Origin of the sequence: Aeromicrobium sp. Root344 (genome assembly GCF_001425755.1) — a bacterium.
Taxonomy (GTDB): Bacteria; Actinomycetota; Actinomycetes; order Propionibacteriales; family Nocardioidaceae; genus Aeromicrobium.
This window is the reverse complement of sequence record NZ_LMDH01000001.1, coordinates 37502-59175: the sequence shown is the minus strand read 5'-3', so window position 1 is coordinate 59175 and position 21674 is coordinate 37502. Positions and strand designations below refer to the sequence as shown.

The following is a 21674-nucleotide window of genomic DNA, read 5'->3' as shown; positions in this document are numbered from 1 at the left end:
TGCCCACCACCGGGTCACTTCGAGCCAGGAGCCTGACATGAATCGTCGTCTGCACGTCACCACTCGTCGCGTCCTGACGGGAGGTGCAGCGGTCCTCCTCGCGGCGGCAGCGATCTCGCCGGCTGCTGCCTCTGTCCGGCACCATGACCAGGGTTCGGACACGGCGAGCAGTCCCCGGCTCCTCGCCCGGTCGCTCCTCTCCGCCGACGACCTGGAGCCGGGCCCGCCGTCCGGTGCGCTGGCGACGCCGGCCAATGGACGGCAGGGACCCTTCGCCGGTCAGGTGATCCCCGGGTTCTCGGCCGCACTCGCCAACGGCGACGGCACGTTCTGGGCCCAGCCGGACAACGGCTTCGGCGCCAAGGGCAACTCGGCGGACTTCCTGCTCCGCCTCTACCTGGTCAAGCCGCACTGGAAGACCGCCGCCGGGGGCACCGGCACGACCGAGGTGCTGCGCCACATCACGCTGTCCGACCCGCGCCACAAGGTGGACTTCCCGATCGTCAACGAGACCGGCGCCCGGCAGCTGACCGGCGACGACTTCGACATCGAGTCGGTGCAGCGCGGCCGCAACGGCTCATTCTGGATCGGCGACGAGTTCGGCCCGTTCCTGCTGCATGTGGACTCGAGGGGTCGTCTGCTGTCCGCTCCGGTGGCGTTCCCGCTCGGCATGTCGCCGCAGAACCCGCGCCTCGGCGACGAGCAGCCCAACGTCCCGCGCAGCGGCGGCTTCGAGGCGATGGCCGAGTCCACCGACGGGCGTGACCTCTACCCGATCGTGGAGAGCGCTCTCGTCAACGACCCCGACAAGCGTCGTCGTGTCATCTCCGAGTTCGACACACGTACGAACCGGTACACCGGCAGGACGTGGACCTATCACGTCGACGTCGACGCCAACTCCGCCGCGGACGCGCAGATGATCCGGCCGGGAGTGCTGCTCGTCCTGGAGCGGGACAACTTCGACGGTCCCAGCGCGGTGACGAAGCGGGTCTACGAGGTACGCCTCGACCGCCACGACACCGGGCGTCCGCTTGCCAAGTCGCTCGTCGTGGACCTCCTGAAGATCTCCGATCCGGCCGGGATCAGCGATGGCGGTGGCTGGGGGACTGGTACGGCGTTCTCGTTCGGTTTCCAGTCGGTCGAGACCCTCGTGCCGCTGTCACACGGCCGGCTCCTGATCGCCAACGACAACAACTACCCGGGCAACTCGGCTCGCTTCCCGGGCACGCCCGATGACACCGAGATGATCGTCATCGATCCCGGCCACCGCTGATCAGGCGATGAGCTCGAGCGTGTCGGCGGTGTCCGCTGCCGGCCCGCTCGCCTCACGGTTGCCGACGACCTCGTCGTACGCCCTGCGCAGCCGGACCACGGCTTCGGTCAGGACGTCGACGGCGGGCATGAAGGGCAGGCGCAGGTGGCGTTCGCTGACCGGCACCGGGCTCGTGAAGAAGCGCGGACCAGGCGTCAGGATGAGTCCTTGGCGCTCGGCCGCGGCCGTCAGGCGGGACGACATCCGCTCAGGCAGCGTCAGCCACAGGCTCGAGCCGCCACCGGGGCACGGTGCCACGATGTCGGGCAGCGCCGCCGCGAGCTCACCCAGCAGGTGGTCGCGCCCGGTGCGCAGCCGCGCGCGTCCGGCCGCGGCGGTCTGGCCGCCGTCCGTCAGCAGCTCGGCGACGACCAGCTGCTCGAAGCCGGGTGTGCCGAGGTCCTGGTTCATCCGGGCCTGGATCAGCGGCATGACCAGCTCACGCGGGACGCGGGCCCACCCGATGCGCAACCCGCCCCAGTAGGACTTCGACGTGGAGTCCACGAGGATGGCGCGCGGGTCGTACGAGGCGAACGAAGGCGGCAGCTCGATCCCGTCGAGGTTGACCTCGCGGAGTGACTCGTCGACGATCGGCACCACGTCGTGGCGGCGAAGCTCGCGGGCCCAGGCTCCACGTTCGTCGTCGCTCATCACGGCGCCGGTCGGGTTGTGGAAGTCCGGGATGATGTAGGCCGCCGCGTGAGGTGCGCTCCGCACCGCCTCGCCGAGCGCCGCGGTGTCCCACGGCGTGTCTCCGACCGGCATCGACGTGAGCCGGGCGCCCAGCGAGCTGAACGACTCGGGGGCGTGCGGCCAGCTCGTGCCCTCGACGATCATGCGCTGGCCGGGCCGGAGCATGGCGCGCCCCAGCAGGGAGATGGCGCCTTGTGCCCCGCTGGTGACGACGATCTGCCCGGGATCGGTCGGCAGCCCGCGGTCGGTGTAGCGCTGCGCGATGATCTCCCTCAGCGCCGGCAGCCCGTCCGGGAGGTAGCCGCTCGTGGCGAGGAGGCCGGGCAGCTTGGCGGCGGCAGCCTCGAAGGCCCGTGCGATCCCGGGTGGCGCCAAGGGTGCCGAGAACGTCATGGCGATCGTGTGGGCGTCGTCCGGCGCGACGATCAGGCTGCTCGCGTGCGAGGGGGAGAGGGGCAGGCGCACGATGCTGCCCGAGCCCTGGCGTGAGTGCAGCAGCCCGGTGTCTCGGAGCTCGGCGTAGACGCGCGTGGTCGTCGTCCGGCTGACCCCGAGGGCGTCGGCGAGAGCGCGCTCCGACGGCAGCCGGCTCCCGTCGGGCACGCGGCCGTCCACGACGAGCAGCCGGATCCTCTCCGCGATGTCCTTGTAGGCAGGTCCAGTCGCCTCGCTCCCGCCGAGCAGTGCAGCGAGACGGGAGGCGGAGAGAGCGATCGGCACAAGGCCACTGTTTCACAATTGGCTATGTATTACCAGACCAATTGGCCCGAGACTGGATACATGAACCACATCCTCGTCCTGGTCCTCCTCGCCCTCGCGTTCGCCGCGCTGGCGGTCGTGCTCGTCCGTACGCTTCGCGGCGACGGCTACGGGCTCCGCCCGCCTCCGCGCAGCCATCGAGAGGAGGTCGACCTGCACGGCCGCTACCGGAGTCTGGTGTGATGGCAGACATGGTCAACCGTCTTGCTCGCCTCTTCCTCGGACTGAGCCTCTACGGCTTCACGATGGCGATGATGGTCGAGTCGACTCTGGGTCTGGACCCGTGGGACGTCTTCCACGAAGGACTGGCGGGCCACCTGCCGCTGACCTTCGGGCAGGTCGTCATCCTCGTGGGCGCCGTCGTGCTCCTGCTGTGGATCCCGCTGCGCCAGATGCCGGGGATCGGCACGGTCTTCAACGTCATCGTGATCGGGCTGGCGGCCGACGCCGGCATCGCGGCGATCAGCCAGCCCGACAACGTCTGGCTACGCGGCCTGCTCCTCGTGGGCGGCGTCGTCGGCAACGGCCTTGCCGGCGCGATCTACATCGGCGCCCAGCTCGGGCCCGGACCGCGCGACGGCCTCTGGCTGGGACTCGTGCGGCGCACTGGGCGCAGCGTGCGCTTCTGGCGCACCGTCATCGAGGTGTCTGTCCTGGCCATCGGCTTCGTGCTGGGCGGGACCGTGGGGATCGGCACGGTCCTGTACGCGCTCACGATCGGGCCCATCGTGCAGTTCTTCCTCCCGCTGACGCAGGCCCCGCAGTCGTCAGACGGTTCGGGCCGGCCTCATTGGTCCGGCACGATGCGCAGTCGCGGCACACCGCGCACCGACGGGTGCACGATCACGGGCTCGTCCGTCGGGTCTGCCGAGGCCGAGTAGAGACCCTGCGCCGAGTCGCACTCGAGCTGTCTGAGATCGACGAGCTGCCCGGCGTCCTCGACGCCCTCGGCCACCACGAGCAGGCCGGAGCCGTGCGCGGCGTTGACCAGCAGCGCCAGCAGGTCGCGAGCGCCCGGTTCCGCCGAGTTGATGAGCGTCGAGTGGATCTTGATGGCGTCGGCGGGAAGATGCTGGATCTGACCGATGGGCGTACGCCCGGTACCGAAGTCGTCGATGCTGACGAACACCCCCGCGTGGCGCAACGCGCTCAAGGGCAGCATCGCATTGGGCACGTCGACCAGAGCCATCTCGGTGACGCCAATGGTCAGCCGGTGCGGCGCGAGCTCGGACGCGCTCAGCGCCTCGTCGACGTCCTGCAGGAGCGTGGGGGAGGCGAGCATGCGCCCGGAGATGCTGACCGAGACCGTGACGTCGGCGAACCGGTCGGGGTCGGCCGCCGTCAGCTCGGAGAGCTCGGCCGTGGCCTCGCGGAGCGTCCAGCGGTCGAGCTCGCAGATCAGGTCCGACGTGGCGGCGACCGGCAGGAACGCCTCGGGCCCGAGCAGGCCGCGAGTGGGATGGTCCCAGCGGAGCTGCGCCTCGTAGCCCTCGACGATCTCGGTGTGCACGGCGACGACGGGTTGGTAGTGCAAGGAGATCCGGCCGTCCTTGAGCGCCGCACACAGGTCCGCCTCGATCGTGCTGCGTTCCCGCAGCTCTGACCGCAGGCGGTTGTCGAACACCTCGATGCGGCCGCGGCCGGAGATCTTCGCTCGCCGGATGGCCACGTTGGCCTCGTGCAGCAGCTGATCGGGCTCGGTGCCGCCGTCCATGCTGGTCGTGGCGCCGATGCTTGCCGTGATGGGGATCGTGTGGCCAGCCACGTCGACCGGTTGGTTGATCGTCGGCAACAGGTGGGCCGCCAGGATCATGGCGTCGTGATCCGAGGCGACGGAGTCGAGCAGGACGACGAACTGGTCGCCGCCGAGCCGCGCGATGACGTCGACGTCACGCACGAGCTCACGCAGCCGCTGGGCGACGGCACGCAGCACCAGGTCGCCGACGCCATGCCCGAAGCGGTCGTTGATCTCGTCGAACTCGTCGATGTCGACCACGAGGAGGCCGACCGAGCTGCCGTCACGCCGGCCTCGTCGCAGCGCTGCGCCGATCTGCTGCCGCAGGTAAGGGCCGTTGGCGGTCCCGGTGAGCGAGTCGTGGGACGCCTCGTGGAACAGGTCGGAGCGCAGCTGGTCGCGCTGGCGAGCGGTCGAGCGGATCTCCTCGATGTTGTAGGCCATCCGCGCCACCACGAGGATCGACAGGACGCTCGCGCCCAGCACGATGGTCCAGGTGTCGACGTGCAGGCCGTGGGTGAGCTGCGCGATCAGCAGGACGGGGGCGACCAGGACGGCGGCGCCCAGCGCCACGAGTCGGTTGGCGGTGAACGGGGCGGTCCGGACGCCGGACGGCGTCGACAGCTGCGCCATCGTGGGATGCAGAGCCGCCGCGCCCCAGAGCAGGTAGGAGCCCAGCCACATGACGTCGAGCACCCGGGTGTCGGATGATCCGATCTCCATCGCGAACACGGTGTCAGCCGTGATGAGCGGGATCAACGCGGCGACGAGCAGCCGGAACGACGGCGATCGACTGCCGGGGACCGACACGAGGCGTACGACCAGGGCGAGCAGCAGGATGTCCCCGGCCGGATAGGCCGCAGCGATCGCCCGGTCGACCCACGCGATGCTGGCGTCGTCCACGATCGGGTCCGCGACGAGCACCCACGACAGCAGTCCGAGGCCGAGCATGACGATCGCGCTGTCGATCAGGCCCGGCGTGTCGCGGGTGGGGCGCCTGCTGTGCACCAGCACCGCGAGTCCGACGATGAGCAGGGGATAGGCCGTCAGGTAGGCGAGGTCGGACGCCGGCGGGTTGGTGCGGACGAGGTCGGGCAGGTCGTAGAACAGGTCGCCTGCCACCCACGCGCCTTGTCCCGCGGCCATGAGGTACCAGGGCAACGCCTTGGCCGGCCGGTTGATCCGCACGCCGACGAGGATCGCCACGACGCAGGAGGCGCCGATCGCGTCGTACAGCACGGTGGTCGGCCCCAACAGGTAGAGCGCGGTCGCGATCGCGCCGGCCACCAGATAGATCCGGGTCATGGCCCTCCTCCCGCTGTCGGTCGTCCCTGGCAGTTGCCGTGGGCTCGTGGTCACCATCTTGGCTCACAACGGGATCGTTGGCGCGACCTCCCGCACATCGCCTGCGGCTCAGGCGTGAATTCACGTCTGGCGAGGAGGTGCACGGCTGACAGGTCGGGGCGTGCGCCGGTACGTTTCTCGCAGTGCGGTCACCGACTGGTGGCGCTGAGCGGTGGGGGTGTGCGTGCATGGCCGACGCTCCGATCGGCAGAGCCCGTCGACTCCCGCCCGAGCTCGCGATGCTGCGCATCAGCAATGCCCGGCACCGGCTGCCCGCCGTGTTCGGCACGGGGCTGTTGATCGTCCTGGCGCTCGGCGTGATGATCGGCGGCGGCATCTTCTCGCTCGCCGGCAGGCAGGCGGCGACGATGGCCGGTCCCGCTGTCATCGTGTCGTTCCTGATCGCTGCGGTCGTGTGCCTGCTGGCTGCCTTGTCGTACGCCGAGCTGTCCTCGATCCTGCCGACGGCCGGAAGCGTCTACACGTTCGCCTACGTCGCGTTCGGTGAGCTGTGGGCCTGGGTCGTGGGCTGGGCGCTGGTCCTCGAGCTCGTGGTGGCGGCGGCCGTCGTCTCGCGGGTCTGGGCCGCCTACTTCGACTCGACGCTGCAGGGTTTCGACGTCACGGTCCCGAGCTTCGTCGCGGAGCACTCGTCGGTGGACACGGGCACGGGGTGGATCGCGGCGATCGTCGTGGTCGTGCTGGCCCTCCTGGTCATGGTCGGCTCCAAGCTCTCCGGCCGGGTCCTCGCCACGATCGTGGCGGCCAAGCTGACGGCGGTGATCGTGGTCATCGTGGTCGGCGCCCGCCACATCGACTCGGCGAACTACACCCCGTTCGTCCCTGCGGTGAAGGCAGGCGCGGACGATCGCGGCACGGTGCTGCAGAGCCTGCTGGGCGGATCGGGCGACGCATTCGGCGTGACCGGCATCTTCACGGCGGCGGGCATCATCGTCTTCGCCTTCATCGGCTTCGACCTCATCGCCACGGCGGCAGAGGACGCCCGCAATCCTCGGCGATCTGTTCCCCGGGCCATGTTGGCGTCGATCGGCATCGTGACCGCCCTGTATGTCGCGATGGCCGCGGTGCTTGTCGGCGTACGTCCCTACGTTGAGCTCGACACCGGTGCGCCGGTGTCCGACGCGCTGCGTTCGGTCGGCTCCGGCTGGAGCGCCAACGTCATCAACGTCGGGGCCATGTTCGGGCTGACCACCGTGGTCCTGGTCGTGCTCATCGCGCAGAGCCGCGTCCTGTTCGCGATGGGGCGCGACGGGTTGCTGCCTCGCAGCCTCGCCCGCGTGGGGATCGGATCGTCGCCGTCGCGCGCGGCCGCCGTTGCCGGAATCGCAGCTGCCGGGCTCGCGCTCGCACCGGCTGCGGCCAAGCTGGCCGACCTGTTGGTGCTCGGCACGATGTTCGCGTTCGCCTTCTGCGCCGTCGGGGTGATCCGGTTGCGGCGGTCGCAGCCTGATCTGGAGCGGGGGTTCCGCGTCCCGCTCGTGCCATGGGTGCCGATCCTGTCGTTGCTCGCCACGATCTGGCTGTCGCTCAACCTCACGTGGTCCACCTGGGGCTACTTCGCCGTCTGGATGGTCTTCGGCCTGCTGGTCTATCTGACGTACGGCATCCGCCACAGCGCCTTGGGCAATCGCGAGGAGCTGCCGCCGGCTCCACCGGTGCCCGAGCCGTCAGCTCCCGGCGCTCGCCAACCTGGGGCGCACCGAGCCGGATATCGCTAGCGCCGCGTCGCGATGATCAGCGAGGCGTCGACGTCGATCAGCATCTCGACGGCGGCGAAGCGCTCGTCGGTGAGCCACTGCTCGCGCACGGTGTCGACGCGGCCCTCGACGATCGGCGGCCAGAACGCCGACGGCACGAAGTCGTCGAGGACGGCGATGCCCCCGGGCTCGAGCAGGTCGGCGATGACGTCGATGTCCTGCATGACCTCGCGGACGTCGACGAAGAGCAGGGAGAACGGGGCGTACTGCTCGAGGCTTGACCAGTCGCCGGCGATGACGTCGACGTTGTCGACGTCGGCGAAGATCTTCTGCACGTCACCAGCGAGAGCCGGGTCGAGCTCGGCACTGACGACCCGCGCATCCTTGGGCGCACCGCTGGAGAGCCAGGCAGACCCGACGCCGCAGCCCGTGCCGAGCTCGGCGAGGGTGCCCGTGCGGGACGCGGCCAGCGAAGCCAGCAGTCGGCCGGTCTCGTTGCGGATCGACGTGATGAACCCGCGCTGGCGGGACAGGTCGAGAGTGCTCGAGACGAGCGCGGGGACTTCAGCGGGGGCACTCACCTGGCCAGTCTGTCACGATCCGAGGACAGAGCACGCGCGTCTCGTCCCGAGCCCTGAGACACGCCCCACGTTTGCCGGACAGGACGACGTACGCGTGTCTACACTGGCTGGACCATGCGGAAGCAGCTCGTAGTAATCGCTTGCCGCGGCAGGGCCTCTTAGGGCTACACCCTGCCGCGGAGTTTCGGCGTTGGCCCGCCGTTCCGCCGCAGGGGTGCTTGATCACGATCTGATCGCACGCTTTTCGTACTCTCCTCGGATGATCTCCGGACACGTGTCTGGTGGAACGGCGGAACGTCGCCGGACCCGCACCACGTCCGACACCGAAGGAGATCGCCATGGAACCCCGACTGATGGAGTGGGGCCCCGCGCACCTGCGCGACGAAGCCTCGACCACCGAGCTCGAGTCGTCCGAACGTCCCGACGACAACTGACCACATACCAAGACGCAGGTTTCATATCCTGAGACTTGCCTGCCTAGAATGACGCCCATGACTCGCTCGTTTTCCCTCGCAGTGGTGCCCGGAGACGGCATCGGCCCCGAAGTGACCGCCCAGGCGCTCCAGGTCCTCAACCTCGTCGCCGCCGACCACGACGCCGCGTTCAGCAGCACCGAGTACGACCTCGGCGCCAAGCGCTGGCACGCCACGGGGGAGACCCTGCCCGACTCGGTGCTCGAGGAGATTCGCGGCCACGACGCGATCCTGCTCGGTGCCGTCGGCGACCCGAGCGTCCCCTCCGGCGTCCTCGAGCGCGGCCTCCTGCTCAAGCTGCGGTTCGCCCTTGACCACTACGTCAACCTGCGGCCCTCCAGGCTGTTCCCGGGCGTCCCGACACCTTTGGCCGACCCCGGTGCGATCGACTTCGTCGTCGTGCGCGAGGGCACCGAGGGTCCCTACGTCGGCAACGGCGGCGCGATCCGTGTCGGCACGCCCCATGAGCTCGCGACCGAGGTCAGCATCAACACGGCGTACGGCGTCGAGCGCGTCGTCCGTGATGCGTTCGCCCGTGCACAGGCGCGGCCGCGCAAGAAGCTGACGCTGGTCCACAAGAACAACGTGCTGGTCCATGCCGGTCACCTGTGGACCCGCACGGTCGACGCCGTCGCGAGCGAGTTCCCCGACGTCGCGGTCGACTACCTCCACGTCGACGCCGCCACGATCTTCCTCGTGACCGATCCGGCGCGGTTCGACGTCATCGTCACCGACAACCTCTTCGGCGACATCCTCACAGACCTCGCCGCAGCGATCACGGGTGGCATCGGCCTCGCGGCCAGCGGCAACGTCAACCCCGACCGCACGGCGCCGAGCATGTTCGAGCCGGTCCACGGCTCGGCCCCCGACATCGCCGGCCAGCACAAGGCCGACCCGACCGCCGCGATCCTCTCCGGTGCCCTGCTGCTCGAGCACCTCGGCCTGCCGGAGGCGGCAGCCCGCATCAGCTCCGCGGTCGAGGCCGACATCGCCGAACGAGGCGCGGCACCGCGCAGCACCGAGGAGGTGGGAGGGGCCATAGCTTCACGTGTGGCCGAGGGCGTAGCGGTCGGTTAATGACCGCTTACCTTTGACCCAAAATAGGACTACCGTGATTACTATGACTTCCAACCATTTCGCGAGCCGGTTCGAGCCCAACCCCAACGCGAAGACCGAGGGACAGCGCGAGGCCATCCTCGACAACCCCGGTTTCGGCAACCACTTCACCGACCACATGTTCCTGGCCGAGTGGACCCCCGGCACCGGCTGGGCCGATGCCCGCGTCGTGCCCTACGGCCCGCTCATGCTCGATCCGGCGACTGCCGTCCTGCACTACGCGCAGGAGATCTTCGAGGGCCTCAAGGCGTACGTCCACGAGGACGGCTCGATCTGGTCGTTCCGGCCCGAGGCCAACGCGGAGCGCATGCAGCGCTCGGCTCACCGCCTTGCGCTGCCTGAGCTGCCGACCGACTGGTTCCTGGGCTCGATCCGTGACCTCGTCACGGCCGATCGCGCGTGGGCACCGTCCGGCGGCGAGAAGAGCCTCTACCTGCGACCGTTCATGTACGCCTCCGAGGTGTTCCTCGGCGTGCGGCCCAGCCAGCACGTGACCTATGCCGTGATCGCCTCGCCCGCCGGCGCCTACTTCCCGGGTGGTGTCGAGGCCGTGTCGATCTGGCTCTCGTCCGAGTACTCCCGCGCAGGCACCGGCGGCACGGGGGCGGCCAAGTGCGGTGGCAACTACGCCGCGAGCCTCCTCCCGCAGCAGGAGGCGACGCAGCACGGATGCGCCCAGGTGGCGTTCCTCGACTCGACCGAGCACAAGTGGGTCGAGGAGCTCGGCGGCATGAACCTGTTCTTCGTCCACTCCGACGGCTCGATCGTCACGCCCGAGCTCTCCGGCTCGATCCTCGAGGGTGTCACCCGAGACTCGATCCTGCAGATCGCCCGTGACCTCGGCTACGACGTTGTCGAGCGCCGGGTGAGCATCGACGAGTGGCGGGACGGCACGGCCGACGGCTCGATCACCGAGGTCTTCGCGTGCGGCACGGCTGCCGTCGTGACCCCGATCAGCTCGCTCAAGTGGGACGGCGGCGAGGCTGTCAGCGGCGACGGCGAGGCCGGCAAGATCACCACGGACATCCGTTCGGCGCTGGTCGACATCCAGTACGGCCGCGCGGCCGATCGCCACGGCTGGCTCCACCAGATCGTCCCTGCATAGCAGCTCGCACGGGGAGGGGCTGACTGTACTGGCGAGTACAGTCAGCCCCTCCCGCACGTGAGCGTCCGATTGCTCTATGGTCGCCATGTGGGGCTCAACGACGCGCCCCGTACTGGAGGCTGCACATGACCATTGCCACGCGTTCCGAACACGATCTGATCGGCGACCGTGACGTCCCCCTCGAGGCCTATTGGGGAGTGCACACACTCCGCGCCCTCGAGAACTTCCCCATCACCGGCATCCCGATCGGCACGAGCCCGTTCCTCGTTGAGGCGCTGGCTGCGGTCAAGGAGGCGGCTGCGGCTGCCAACCACGACCTGGGACTGCTCGACGACGAGCGCTACGACGCCATCCGCCAGGCGTGCGAGGAGATCCGCAGCGGTGAGCTGCGCGACGAGTTCATCGTCGACGTCATCCAGGGCGGGGCCGGCACGTCGACCAACATGAACGCCAACGAGGTCATCGCCAACCGGGCGCTCGAGCTGATGGGGCACAAGAAGGGCGACTACCACGTCATCCACCCCAATGAGCACGTCAACCTGAGCCAGTCGACCAACGACGTCTACCCGACCGCGGTCAAGATCGCCATCATCCTGGCGACGCACGCGCTGCTCGACGCCATGGCCGTGCTGGAGGCCTCGTTCGCGGCCAAGGCCGACGAGTTCCACGACGTCCTCAAGATGGGCCGTACGCAGCTGCAGGACGCCGTGCCGATGACGCTCGGCCAGGAGTTCCGGACCTACTCGTTGATGATCTCCGAGGACCGCAGCCGGCTCTCCGAGGCGGTGCTGCTGCTGCACGAGATCAACCTCGGCGCGACAGCGATCGGCACCCAGCTCAACGCTCCGGCCGGCTATGTCCCGTCCGCCTGCGACCACCTCTCGCGGATCACGGGCCTGCCGCTGGAGAGCGCCGTCGACCTCATCGAGGCGACGCAGGACTGCGGTGCGTTCGTGCAGCTGTCGGGCACGCTCAAGCGAGTTGCGGTCAAGCTCTCCAAGATCTGCAACGACCTGCGCCTGCTGTCGTCGGGCCCGCGAGCCGGGTTCAACGAGATCAACCTGCCGGCCGTGCAGGCCGGGTCGAGCATCATGCCCGGCAAGGTCAACCCCGTGATCCCCGAGGTCGTCAACCAGGTCGCGTTCCAGGTCATCGGCCACGACGTGACCGTCACCATGGCTGCCGAGGGTGGGCAGCTGCAGCTCAACGCGTTCGAGCCGGTCATCTGCTACTCGCTGTCGGCCGGCATCTCCCGGCTGCGCGAGGCGATCCTCGTGCTGGCGTCGCGTTGTGTCGACGGCATCACGGCCAACGTCGAGCTGCTGCGCAGCGAGGTCGAGAACTCGATCGGACTCGTCACGGCGCTCAACCCCTACATCGGCTACTCCGCGGCGACCGACGTCGCGCAGGAGGCGCTGGCGACCGGCCGCGGCGTGGCCGAGATCGTCCTGGAGCGCGGGTTGCTGCCGCCGGAGAAGCTCGAGGCGATCCTGCGTCCGGAGACGCTGGCACACCTCGCGCCCAAGCGGTCCAAGCTCGACGAGCCGGCCGGCTGAGTCACGGCGCGAAGAGTGCCTCGGCGGGACTGCCGTCGAGGGTGACGACGAGCAGGCGGTCGTCGGGGTCGTACGCGATCTCGACGTCGATCGACCGACCCTTGGGCGTCGACGCCGCCTCAGCGTCGCCGAGTCCGTACGCGATGTCGCGCAGCGTCACGGTGGCCCGGCCGACGGGATCGTTGGCCGGCCACTCCGCGAGGAGGCGATGCACGAGTCCGGCGAGCACCGCGGTGTACATCGCGTGCGCCGAATCGTCGACGCCGTCGAGCACGATCTCGGGCAGCCCGAACGAGGCGAGGCCGACCGTGCGGACCCGCCCGGCGGCCAGCCCCTCGTAGTCGACGGTGTACCACTGCGTGGCGTGCGCGAGCGACACCTCGTCGGAGCGGGACTCGACGACCCGCGGGATGCTCAGGTCGATCACGACGCCGTCGTGCTCCTCGGCGAGCAACAGGGCGTCGATGCGGGCGTCGCGGATCGCGAACGCGGCGTCCTCGAGGGTCGTCTGCCGCAGGATGAGCCGCTGGTGGTGGCGCGACCGCAGACGGCGCATCGCGACCTCGGACGAGCCGTAGTGGCGCAGCAGCTCCGGCGACGGCGGCGGGATCAGGTCCTCGGACTCCAGCGGCTCGGGGGTCATCACGGCGTACATGACGGTCGGCTCCACGTCGAGTGGGACGGGTCTGGCGGTCATAGGTCGATCAGTCTAGACTGAGCCGCATGCAGAGCATCTCGATCATTATCGACAGGCGCGCCGGGCACTGACACCAAGCCCCCGACGCGCTGCCTCCCATTCCCTGGGGGGCTTTTTTGTTGTCGGAACGAGCGTCGACCGACCGAGATGCCGACCGGAACGAAGGACACAGCAGTGAACGCAGGACACCAGAGCGTGAGCGACTTCCACGTCTACGACACGACGATGCGCGACGGCGCCCAGCAGGAGGGCCTCAACCTCTCCGTGCAGGACAAGATGCACATCGCCCGTCACCTCGACGACCTCGGCGTGGGCTACATCGAGGGTGGCTGGCCCGGCTCGAACCCCAAGGACACCGAGTTCTTCGCCCTGGCGGCCAAGGAGCTCGACCTCAAGCACGCGACGCTCGCGGCGTTCGGCGCGACCAGGCGGGCGGGCGTCCAGGCGTCGGAGGACCCGCTGATCCAGGCGCTGCGCGACTCGGGCGCGTCGGTCGTGACGCTGGTCGCCAAGAGCCACGACCGCCACGTCACCGAGGCGCTGCGCACGACGCTCGAGGAGAACCTCGCGATGGTGCGCGACACCGTGACCTACCTGCGCGAGGAGGGCCAGCGGGTCTTCGTCGACCTCGAGCACTTCTTCGACGGCTACCGCGCCAACCGTGACTACGCCCTCGAGGTCGTACGCGCTGCGGGTGACGCCGGTGCCGAGGTCGTCATCCTGTGCGACACCAACGGCGGCATGCTGCCCCACTGGGTCACCGAGATCGTCACCGACGTGGCCACCGCCACGGGCGTACGCCTCGGCATCCACGCGCACAACGACACGGGCTGCGCGGTCGCCAACTCGATGGCTGCGGTCCAGGCCGGGGTGACCCACGTGCAGGGCTGCGTCAACGGCTACGGCGAACGTACGGGCAACGCCGACCTCATCACGTGCGTCGCCAACCTCGAGCTCAAGCTCGGCATGACGGTGCTGCCTGAAGGCGCGCTCGCCGACGCGTCGCGGATCTCGCACGCGATCGCGGAGATCACGAACTACCCGCCGTCGGCCCGCCAGCCCTACACGGGTGTCTCAGCGTTCGCCCACAAGGCCGGGCTGCACGCGAGCGCGATCCGCGTCGACCCCAACCTCTACCAGCACATCGATCCGGCGCTCGTCGGCAACGACATGCGGCTCCTGGTGTCGGAGATGGCCGGTCGCGCGACGATCGAGCTCAAGGGCAAGGAGCTGGGCTTCGACCTCGCCGACGACCCTGTGCGACTGGCGCGGGTCACCGACCGGGTCAAGGCGATGGAGCAGGCCGGCTACACGTTCGAGGCTGCCGACGCCTCGTTCGAGCTGCTGCTCGCCGAGGAGATCGACGGCGCCCGGCCGTCCTACTTCGACGTCGAGTCCTGGCGCGTGTTGGCCGAGTCCGCCCGTGGCGACGACGCCGTCGCCGAGGCCACGGTCAAGCTCGTCGCGGGCGGCGTGCGGCTGGCCGTGATCGGTGAGGGCAACGGTCCCGTCAACGCGCTCGACCACGCGCTGCGTCAGGCGATCGAGCAGGTCTATCCCGACGTCGCCCGGTTCCACCTGATCGACTTCCGGGTCCGGATCCTCGACCAGGGTCACGGCACGGACGCTGTCACCCGGGTGCTGATCGAGACGTCCGACGGCAAGGACTCGTGGGTCACCGTCGGTGTGGGTGCCAACATCATCGAGGCCTCGTGGGAGGCCCTCGTCGACGCGCTGACCTACGGCCTGCGGCGTCACGGCGTGGCGTCACGCACCAACGGCTGATTCATTGACCCGGCACGGCGGCGCTGGGACGGTGTGTGGGTGAACGTCCCCGCGCGCAAGGTCGCGGTCGCCCTGCCGGTCGTCCTGACGATCCTGATCGCGATCGTCATCGGGGGTCTGGTCATCGTGCAGGACCAGCGGCAGTCGAACCAGGTCGAGGAGGCCGAGTCGGTCGCGCAGAGCTATCTCGCCGAGGTCGATGCGTTCCGCTCGTCGATCATCGCCAAGGTCGACAAGGCGGACGCGAGTGATCCCGGCGCACTGAGCAAGGTGCTGGACCGGGCGATGGTCGATCCGCCGCGGCTCAGAGACGCGCCGGCGTACGGGCGCGAGCACTCCGCGTCGTACGCCGAGGCCGCGCAGACCGAGGCGACCGTGCTCCGGCCGTTCAAGCGCCTCAGCGCCACGCTGCGCAAGGCCGACGTGGCACTGACGTTCATCACCGCAGCGCGCAAGGTGCTGGCGCTGCGGGCGACCGACTATGTCGGATACGGGTTCATCACGACCAGCTCACGCGTCCGCGCCGAGCTCATCCCGGCGTTCGTGAGCGCCCGTGACGCCTTCGACCGCGTGCCCGTGCCGAAGGGACAGGAGGAGCTGGCCGCGAAGGTGCACGACGCGGCGCAGTACGTCATCGACCAGGCTTCGGTCCTCGCCGCTCGCATCGACAGCCGGCAGAACTTCTCGTTCAGCTATCAGGACGAGTTCCAGGCGGTGGCCGATGCCGTCAGCGACTACGCGACGCAGGTCAAGGGCGACGTCGCCGAGGCCGTCGCCGAGGTGACCGCCGCGTCGTAGACATGCCGTCTTCGATAGCGTGAGGACATGGATTCCCGGGGGAGACGCAACGTCATCATCGCCGGCATCGTGGCCTTCAGCCTGGTGCTCGTGGCCGCGGTCGGCACGACCGCATTCTTCTTGATCCGCAAGCAGCACCGCGACGACGACGTCGCCGAGGCCGCCCGGGTGGCCTCGGTCTACACGAAGAAGGTGTCGGCCTACCGCTCATCGGTCCAGTCGGCGCTCAACACCCGGCAGCTCGACGATGCCGCCCGGGTGAAGGTGGCCTTCGACGCCGCAGTCGCGAAGGCCCCCACGCTCGGCGACGCGCCGGCGTGGGGCAAGACCCACTCGACGACGTACCTCGCCGCGGTCAAGACGCAGAAGACGCTGAAGCAACCGTACGAGGAGGTCTCGAAGGTGCTCGACGAGGCCATCGTCGGCCAGCCCTTCGTCAAGGCCGCCAACACCGCGCTCGACGTCAAGATCGACAGCTTCGTGTCAGAGCGCACGCTGCCCGACGGAGGACCCATCCGGACCAAGCTCATTCCCGGCTTCAGCAAGGTCCTGGCGAGGTTCGACAAGGTCGCGGTGCCCGACGGGCAGGAGACCACGGCTGACCAGGTCCGGGACGCGCTCAAGGCGATCATCAAGGACGCCAAGAGGGGCGCCGACGACCTCGACTCCGGTCGGAACACCTACATCAGCGCGGCGTCCGAGTACGTGACGGCCAGCAATGCCGTGAACACCTACGAGCGCTCGTTGCGCTCGCGACTCGAGGCTGCGGTCCAGAAGGCGACTGCCGACGTCAGCGGGCAGTCGACGGAGTCCGCGACATAGGCGTGTGCAGGATGCCGGCCTCGTGGTAGTCGTCACCGGCGCGTGCGTAGCCGAACGACTCGTACCAGCGCTCGAGGTACGCCTGGGCATTGAGCTGCAGCTCGCCGTCGCCCCACAAGCGCGTCACCTCGGACATGAGCTGTCCCGAGAGGCCCTTCCCGCGTTGGTCCTTGCGGGTGCAGACCCGGCCGATGTGGCGCACGCCGTCGTCGGCGACGTAGACCCGCAAATAGCTGGTCGGGCCGTCGGCGTCCTCGAACCAGAGGTGGGTCGTCGTGGCGAGCAGGTCGCGGCCGTCGACATCCTCCTCGTCGACCTGCTGCTCGACGGCGAACACGGCGTCGCGGATCTTCCAGATGTCATAGACGTCCTGCGCGGTCAGCGCATCGCCGGTCACGCAACGCGGGGTCATGTCATCAGCCTAGAAGGGTACGGTCCGGGCATGGACGCGGCCGAGGTCATGCGGATGGTCGAGCGCGAACGTTTCCTGCCGCGGCGGCAGCGTGGTTCGGCGGGTTTGGACCAGGCGCTCGAGGTCGGCCACGGGCAGACCTGCTCGCAGCCGTCGACGGTGGCGGACATGTTGGAGCTCCTCGACGTGCACCCGGGCATGCGGGTGCTGGACGTCGGGTCCGGCACCGGCTGGACGACGGCGCTGCTGGGCCGGCTCGTCGGGGCCTCCGGCACGGTCATCGGCTGCGAGATCGTGCCGGAGCTCGTCGAGCGGAGCCGGGAGAACCTTGCTCGCGAGGAGATGCCCTGGACCCGTATCGAGACCGCCGTGCAAGGCCGGCTCGGGCGCCCCGAGGAGGCACCGTTCGACCGGATCCTGGTGTCGGCGATGAGCGACGGCCTCCCACAGGAGCTCGTGGAGCAGCTCGCGCCCGGCGGGGTCCTGGTGATCCCGGTGGACGGATCGATGACCAGGGTCGCGATCGACGCCGAGCGTACGCCCGAGGTGACCCGCCACGGGCTCTACCGGTTCGTGCCGCTGATCCGCTGAGCTAGGACCTGGCGCTGGCGCAGCTGTTGCACGTACCGAAGATCTCCAGCGTGTGTGCCACGTCCTGGAAGCCGTTCTCCTCGGCGATCTTGTCGGCCCAGCGCTCGACCGTCGGGCCCTCGACCTCGACGGTACGTCCGCAGGACCGGCAGACCAGGTGGTGATGGTGCCCGGCGCTGCACTGGCGGTAGAGCACCTCACCGTCGTCGTTGCGCAGGGCGTCGACCTCGGCGGCGTCGGCGAGCACCTGCAGGCTGCGGTAGACCGTCGACAGGCCGACCGACTCGCCGCGCTTCTTGAGGATGTCGTGGATCTCCTGCGCGCTGGCGAAGCCGTCGAGGTCCTCGAGGATCGCGACGACGGCGCGCCGCTGTCGGGTGTTGCGGGGGGCTTCGACCATCAGATGTCTCCTCGTGCGAAATCTACCGGGTGCCGGCGGCCGCGGACGCGTCGTGCGGCAGCGCCGAACAGTGCCGCGACCGCGAACACCGCGAGGGCGAGCAGCACGATCGTGGGACCGGGCTGCGTGTTGATCTGGTAGCTCGACACGACACCGCCGACGGCAGCGAACAGGCCGATCGCCATGGCTGCCAGGTGAGTCGTGCGGAAGCTCCGGGTCAGCTGCTGGGACGCGGCGACCGGTACGACCATCAGCGCCGACACCAGCAGCAGCCCGACCGTGCGCATCGCGACCGTGATCGTCACGGCGGCGAGCACCGCGATGAGGATGCTGTAGACGCGTACGGGCACGCCGCTGACCTGCGCGTGCTCCTCGTCCTGGCACACCGCGAACAGCTGGGGCGAGAGGCCGACGGCCAGACCGATGACCAGCACGGCCAGCAGCGCGACGACCACGAGATCGCTGTTGGAGACCGTGGTGATCGAGCCGAACAGGAAGGTGTTGAGGGTCGCGGCGCTCTCGCCTGCGAGGTTGATTAGCAGGACACCGCCCGAGATGCCGCCGTAGAACAGCATCGCCAGGGCGACGTCGCCGCTGGTGCGGCCGAACATGCGGAGCAGCTCGATGATGATCGCGCCGATGATGGCGACGACGATCGCCGTCAGCACCGGCGCGACGTTGGTCAGCAGGCCGAGCGCGACACCGGTCAGCGCGACGTGACCGATGCCGTCACCCAGCAGGGCGAGCCGCCGCTGGACCAGGAACGTGCCGATCGCGGGTGCCGCGAGGCCGGTGAACACCGCGGCGATCAACGCCCGCTGCATGAACTCGTAGCTGAGCATCTCTGTCATGTGGTCACCTCCAGACGCCCTCGCCGGTGAGCCCTTCGGGAACCGGCGGCTGGCCGGTGTGCATGTGGACGTGCGCGTGGTCCTCGCCGACGAGACCCTCGCAGGGTCCTTCGTAGGCGACCTCGCCGGAGTGCAGGACGATCGCCCGGTCGATCAGGGGACGCAGGGGTCCGAGCTCGTGCGCCACGAGCAGCACCGAGGTGCCCTCGTGCACGAGACCGCCGAGCAGCTCGGCGAGCGACTCTTGGTTGTCGTGGTCGACGCCCGCGGTGGGCTCGTCCATCACGAGCAGCTCGGCCTCGGAGGCCAGAGCCCGGGCGATGAGGACGCGCTGCTGCTGGCCGCCGGACAGCTCGCTGAGCGACGAGCGCGTACGGTCGGGCAACCCGACCCGCGAGATCGCGGCGGTGACGGCAGCCGCGTCGGCCTTGGTGCTCCAGCCGAGCAGCCGCCGGTGCGCGAGACGGCCGCTCATGACGACCTCGTGCACCGTGGCGGGTACGCCGGCGACGGCGCGGGAACGCTGCGGGACGTAACCGAGCCGGTGCCGGTCACGGAACCGGTCGAGCGGCGTGCCGAACAGCTCGACCGTGCCGCTGCTCATCGGCACGAGACCGGTGGCGGCTCGTACGAACGTCGACTTGCCGGATCCGTTGGCGCCCAGCAGCGCCACGAACTCACCCGCGGACACGTCGAGGTCGACCTGTCGCAGGACAGGCCGACCATCGAGTGCCACGCTCACGCCGCGTGCCTTCAGCGGCTGCGTGCTGCGCTCACTCATGAACAGGAGTTCGCCTTCCTCAGGGTCTCGAGGTTCTTGCGCATGAGCGTCAGGTACGTCTGGTCCTTGGTCGCGTCGGACAGACCCTCGATGGGATCGAGCGTAGCGGTCTTCACGCCGGCCTCCTTGGCGATCGTGTCGGCGATGGCCGGGCTCACGAGCTCCTCGGTGAAGATCGTGGTGATCTTCTCCTTGCGCACCAGGTCGGTGATGTCGGCGAGCTGCGCAGGCGACGGCTCGTTGGCCGGGTCGATGCCGGCGATCGGCACCTGCGTCAGGTCATAGCGGGCGGCGAGGTACTGGAACGCGGCGTGGCTCGTGACGATGGTGCGGTTCTTGCACGTCTTGAGCCCGGACGCGAAGTCGGAGCCGAGGGTCTCCAGCTCGCCCTCCAGCTTCGAGGCGTTCGCGGCGTAGTCGGACGCGTGGTCGGGGTCGACGGCCGAGAGCTTGGCCTCCACGGCCTTGGTCACCGCGACCATGTTCTGCGGATCGAGCCAGGTGTGCGGATCCTCGTCGCTGTGGTCGTGCCCTTCCTCGGCGGCCCCGGGCTGGAGCTGCTTGAGCGTGACGACAGAGGCGACGTCGACGGTGTCCTTGGTCGACCGGTCAGCCTGCTTGACGGCGTCGTCGACGGCCGCCTGGAAGTGCTTCTCGTAGATCACGAGATCGGCGTTCTGGACGTCCCCGACCTGCTTCGGCTTGAGCTCGAGGTCATGCGGCTCGACGCCGGGCGCCGTCAGGTTGGAGACGTTGACGTGAGAGCCCCCGACCTGCTCGGCGACGTACGCGAACGGGTAGAACGACGCGACCACGCTGGTCGTGTCGTCGTTGCCCTTCGCGGAGCTGCCGCACGCGGCAAGGAGGAGGACCAGGGGCAGCGCGCCGAGCAGGGCGAGGGACTTCTTCATGAGAACGATTCTCAAGTAGTTGGGAATCATTGTCAACTGAACGCACCCGGACGGAGCGTGACGTGGCTCACTGTAGGATGAGCGGGCACCACCACATCACCCATCACTCGGATCGTCCGGCACGTACCTGCCGGTGAAGGGAAACATCAGCATGTCATCAGTCACGTTCGAGAAGGCCACCAGAGTCTTCACAGGTCAGGACCGCCCAGCGGTCAACCAGCTCGACCTCCACGTCGAGGACGGCGAGTTCCTCGTGCTCGTCGGTCCCTCCGGCTGCGGCAAGTCCACGTCGCTGCGCATGCTGGCCGGACTCGAAGAGGTCGACGAAGGTCGTCTCCTCATCGGTGAGCAGGACGTCACCGACCTGCCGCCCAAGGCCCGCGACATCGCGATGGTCTTCCAGAACTACGCGCTCTACCCGCACATGACGGTCGCCGAGAACATGGGCTTCGCGCTCAAGATCGCCGGCACCAACAAGTCCGACATCAGCAAGCGGGTCGCCGAGGCGGCGGCGATGCTCGACATCACCGAGTACCTCGACCGCAAGCCCAAGGCCCTGTCCGGCGGTCAGCGCCAGCGCGTCGCGATGGGCCGGGCGATCGTCCGCTCGCCGCGGGTGTTCCTGATGGACGAGCCACTGTCCAACCTCGACGCCAAGCTGCGCGTCCAGACGCGCACGCAGATCGCGCAGCTGCAGCGCCGGCTCGGTACGACGACGGTCTACGTCACGCACGACCAGGTCGAGGCCATGACGATGGGTGACCGCGTCGCCGTGCTCAAGGACGGCGTCCTGCAGCAGTGCGCCGCTCCGCGCGAGATGTACGACCGCCCCGCCAACCTGTTCGTGGCCGGGTTCCTCGGCTCGCCGAGCATGAACCTCATGGAGCTCCCCGTCGTCGACGGGGGAGTCCGGTTCGGTGACTCCGTCGTGCCGGTCGGCCGCGATGCACTCGCGGACGCCGACGCGACGACCGTCACGCTGGGCGTCCGGCCGGAGAACTTGGTCGTCAGCAGCACGGGCCTGAAGGTCGAGGTCGATGTCGTCGAGGAGCTCGGCGCGGACGCCTACGTCTACGGTCGTGCCGACGTCGACGGCACGGAGCAGACCATCGTGGCGCGCGCCGACTGGCGCAAGCCCCCGGCCAAGGGCGAGACGATCCACCTCGCGCCCGAGGACCCGTCCGGCCTCCACGTGTTCGCCACGGAGTCGGGCCGCCGCCTGAGCTGACGCCTG

General features: G+C 69.2%; 21 protein-coding genes. 12 read left to right on the top strand and 9 right to left on the bottom strand.

The window, feature by feature from the left end:
• The first annotated feature begins 37 nt into the window (after positions 1-37).
• Entirely contained in the window at positions 38-1273 is a 1236-nt protein-coding gene (locus tag ASC61_RS00270) for an esterase-like activity of phytase family protein (RefSeq protein ID WP_056207703.1), read from the top strand.
• Here ASC61_RS00270 and yczR read toward each other — a convergent pair whose 3' ends face one another.
• Positions 1274-2725: a MocR-like transcription factor YczR gene (gene yczR / locus ASC61_RS00265; protein WP_056207700.1), complete on the bottom strand. Its 1452-nt coding sequence runs from the start codon at positions 2723-2725 to the stop codon at positions 1274-1276.
• Between the two features lie 60 nt (positions 2726-2785).
• Here yczR and ASC61_RS19515 point away from each other — a divergent pair, with 60 nt between their 5' ends.
• Both ASC61_RS19515 and yczE read left to right on the top strand, forming a co-directional pair.
• Complete coding sequence (locus ASC61_RS19515) at positions 2786-2947, top strand: hypothetical protein (RefSeq protein WP_157439322.1); 162 nt, start codon at positions 2786-2788, stop codon at positions 2945-2947.
• Positions 2947-3645, top strand: coding sequence for a membrane protein YczE (gene yczE, locus ASC61_RS00260; protein ID WP_082530355.1), 699 nt, complete (start codon positions 2947-2949; stop codon positions 3643-3645). The genes ASC61_RS19515 and yczE overlap by 1 nt, the downstream gene beginning before the upstream one ends.
• Here the strand turns inward: yczE and ASC61_RS00255 are convergent.
• Positions 3552-5804 carry a putative bifunctional diguanylate cyclase/phosphodiesterase gene (locus ASC61_RS00255; RefSeq protein WP_056207698.1) on the bottom strand — a complete coding sequence of 751 codons (2253 nt, stop codon included), beginning with the start codon at positions 5802-5804 and terminating at the stop codon, positions 3552-3554. The genes yczE and ASC61_RS00255 overlap by 94 nt on opposite strands.
• A gap of 227 nt (positions 5805-6031) precedes the next feature.
• On the opposite strand from ASC61_RS00255, the gene ASC61_RS00250 reads away from it, so the two are divergent.
• Positions 6032-7582 (top strand): amino acid permease, encoded by a 1551-nt coding sequence (locus ASC61_RS00250; protein WP_082530353.1) that lies wholly within the window; start codon positions 6032-6034, stop codon positions 7580-7582.
• On the opposite strand, the gene ASC61_RS00245 is transcribed toward ASC61_RS00250, so the two are convergent.
• The gene (locus ASC61_RS00245) at positions 7579-8142 is read right to left on the bottom strand and encodes an O-methyltransferase (protein ID WP_056207695.1); all 564 of its coding nucleotides are present in this window, start codon (positions 8140-8142) and stop codon (positions 7579-7581) included. The genes ASC61_RS00250 and ASC61_RS00245 overlap by 4 nt on opposite strands.
• 491 nt (positions 8143-8633) lie before the next feature.
• On the opposite strand from ASC61_RS00245, the gene ASC61_RS00240 reads away from it, so the two are divergent.
• The 3 genes from ASC61_RS00240 (at position 8634) to ASC61_RS00230 (ending at position 12392) form a co-directional block, all read left to right on the top strand.
• On the top strand, positions 8634-9692 hold the full coding sequence (locus ASC61_RS00240; protein WP_056207691.1) for a 3-isopropylmalate dehydrogenase: 1059 nt from the start codon (positions 8634-8636) through the stop codon (positions 9690-9692).
• A gap of 43 nt (positions 9693-9735) precedes the next feature.
• Positions 9736-10836, top strand: a complete 1101-nt coding sequence (locus tag ASC61_RS00235; protein ID WP_056207688.1) for a branched-chain amino acid aminotransferase — start codon at positions 9736-9738, stop codon at positions 10834-10836.
• Positions 10837-10961: 125 nt separating this feature from the next.
• The gene (locus ASC61_RS00230) at positions 10962-12392 is read left to right on the top strand and encodes an aspartate ammonia-lyase (RefSeq protein WP_056207685.1); all 1431 of its coding nucleotides are present in this window, start codon (positions 10962-10964) and stop codon (positions 12390-12392) included.
• Position 12393: 1 nt separating this feature from the next.
• Here the strand turns inward: ASC61_RS00230 and ASC61_RS00225 are convergent, their stop codons facing one another.
• A complete protein-coding gene (locus ASC61_RS00225) occupies positions 12394-13089 on the bottom strand; it encodes a hypothetical protein (protein ID WP_056207682.1) in 696 nt (231 codons plus the stop codon).
• Between the two features lie 195 nt (positions 13090-13284).
• Here ASC61_RS00225 and cimA point away from each other — a divergent pair, with 195 nt between their 5' ends.
• The 3 genes from cimA to ASC61_RS00210 are packed head-to-tail and all read left to right on the top strand — an operon-like array spanning position 13285 to position 16494.
• Positions 13285-14874, top strand: a complete 1590-nt coding sequence (gene cimA / locus ASC61_RS00220) for a citramalate synthase (protein WP_268750594.1) — start codon at positions 13285-13287, stop codon at positions 14872-14874.
• 39 nt (positions 14875-14913) lie between these two features.
• Positions 14914-15672, top strand: coding sequence for a hypothetical protein (locus ASC61_RS00215; RefSeq protein WP_056207677.1), 759 nt, complete (start codon positions 14914-14916; stop codon positions 15670-15672).
• A 27-nt stretch (positions 15673-15699) separates the two neighbouring features.
• Positions 15700-16494 carry a hypothetical protein gene (locus ASC61_RS00210; RefSeq protein WP_056207674.1) on the top strand — a complete coding sequence of 265 codons (795 nt, stop codon included), beginning with the start codon at positions 15700-15702 and terminating at the stop codon, positions 16492-16494.
• Here the strand turns inward: ASC61_RS00210 and ASC61_RS00205 are convergent.
• A complete protein-coding gene (locus ASC61_RS00205) occupies positions 16463-16906 on the bottom strand; it encodes a GNAT family N-acetyltransferase (RefSeq protein WP_082530352.1) in 444 nt (147 codons plus the stop codon). The genes ASC61_RS00210 and ASC61_RS00205 overlap by 32 nt on opposite strands.
• A gap of 30 nt (positions 16907-16936) precedes the next feature.
• Between ASC61_RS00205 and ASC61_RS00200 the strand changes: the two genes are divergently transcribed.
• A complete protein-coding gene (locus tag ASC61_RS00200; RefSeq protein WP_056207668.1) occupies positions 16937-17497 on the top strand; it encodes a protein-L-isoaspartate O-methyltransferase family protein in 561 nt (186 codons plus the stop codon).
• A 1-nt stretch (position 17498) separates the two neighbouring features.
• Here ASC61_RS00200 and ASC61_RS00195 read toward each other — a convergent pair whose 3' ends face one another.
• Genes ASC61_RS00195 through ASC61_RS00180 form a run of 4 tightly spaced genes read right to left on the bottom strand, consistent with a single transcriptional unit; the run spans position 17499 to position 20440 of the window.
• Entirely contained in the window at positions 17499-17897 is a 399-nt protein-coding gene (locus tag ASC61_RS00195) for a Fur family transcriptional regulator (protein ID WP_056207665.1), read from the bottom strand.
• Positions 17897-18748: a metal ABC transporter permease gene (locus tag ASC61_RS00190; protein WP_056207662.1), complete on the bottom strand. Its 852-nt coding sequence runs from the start codon at positions 18746-18748 to the stop codon at positions 17897-17899. The genes ASC61_RS00195 and ASC61_RS00190 overlap by 1 nt, the downstream gene beginning before the upstream one ends.
• Positions 18749-18752: 4 nt before the next feature.
• On the bottom strand, positions 18753-19529 hold the full coding sequence (locus ASC61_RS00185) for a metal ABC transporter ATP-binding protein (RefSeq protein ID WP_056207659.1): 777 nt from the start codon (positions 19527-19529) through the stop codon (positions 18753-18755).
• Positions 19526-20440, bottom strand: a complete 915-nt coding sequence (locus ASC61_RS00180) for a metal ABC transporter substrate-binding protein (RefSeq protein WP_082530351.1) — start codon at positions 20438-20440, stop codon at positions 19526-19528. Before ASC61_RS00180 ends, ASC61_RS00185 begins: the two co-directional genes overlap by 4 nt.
• Positions 20441-20591: 151 nt before the next feature.
• Here ASC61_RS00180 and ASC61_RS00175 point away from each other — a divergent pair, with 151 nt between their 5' ends.
• Positions 20592-21668: an ABC transporter ATP-binding protein gene (locus tag ASC61_RS00175; protein ID WP_056215070.1), complete on the top strand. Its 1077-nt coding sequence runs from the start codon at positions 20592-20594 to the stop codon at positions 21666-21668.
• Positions 21669-21674 lie beyond the last annotated feature (6 nt).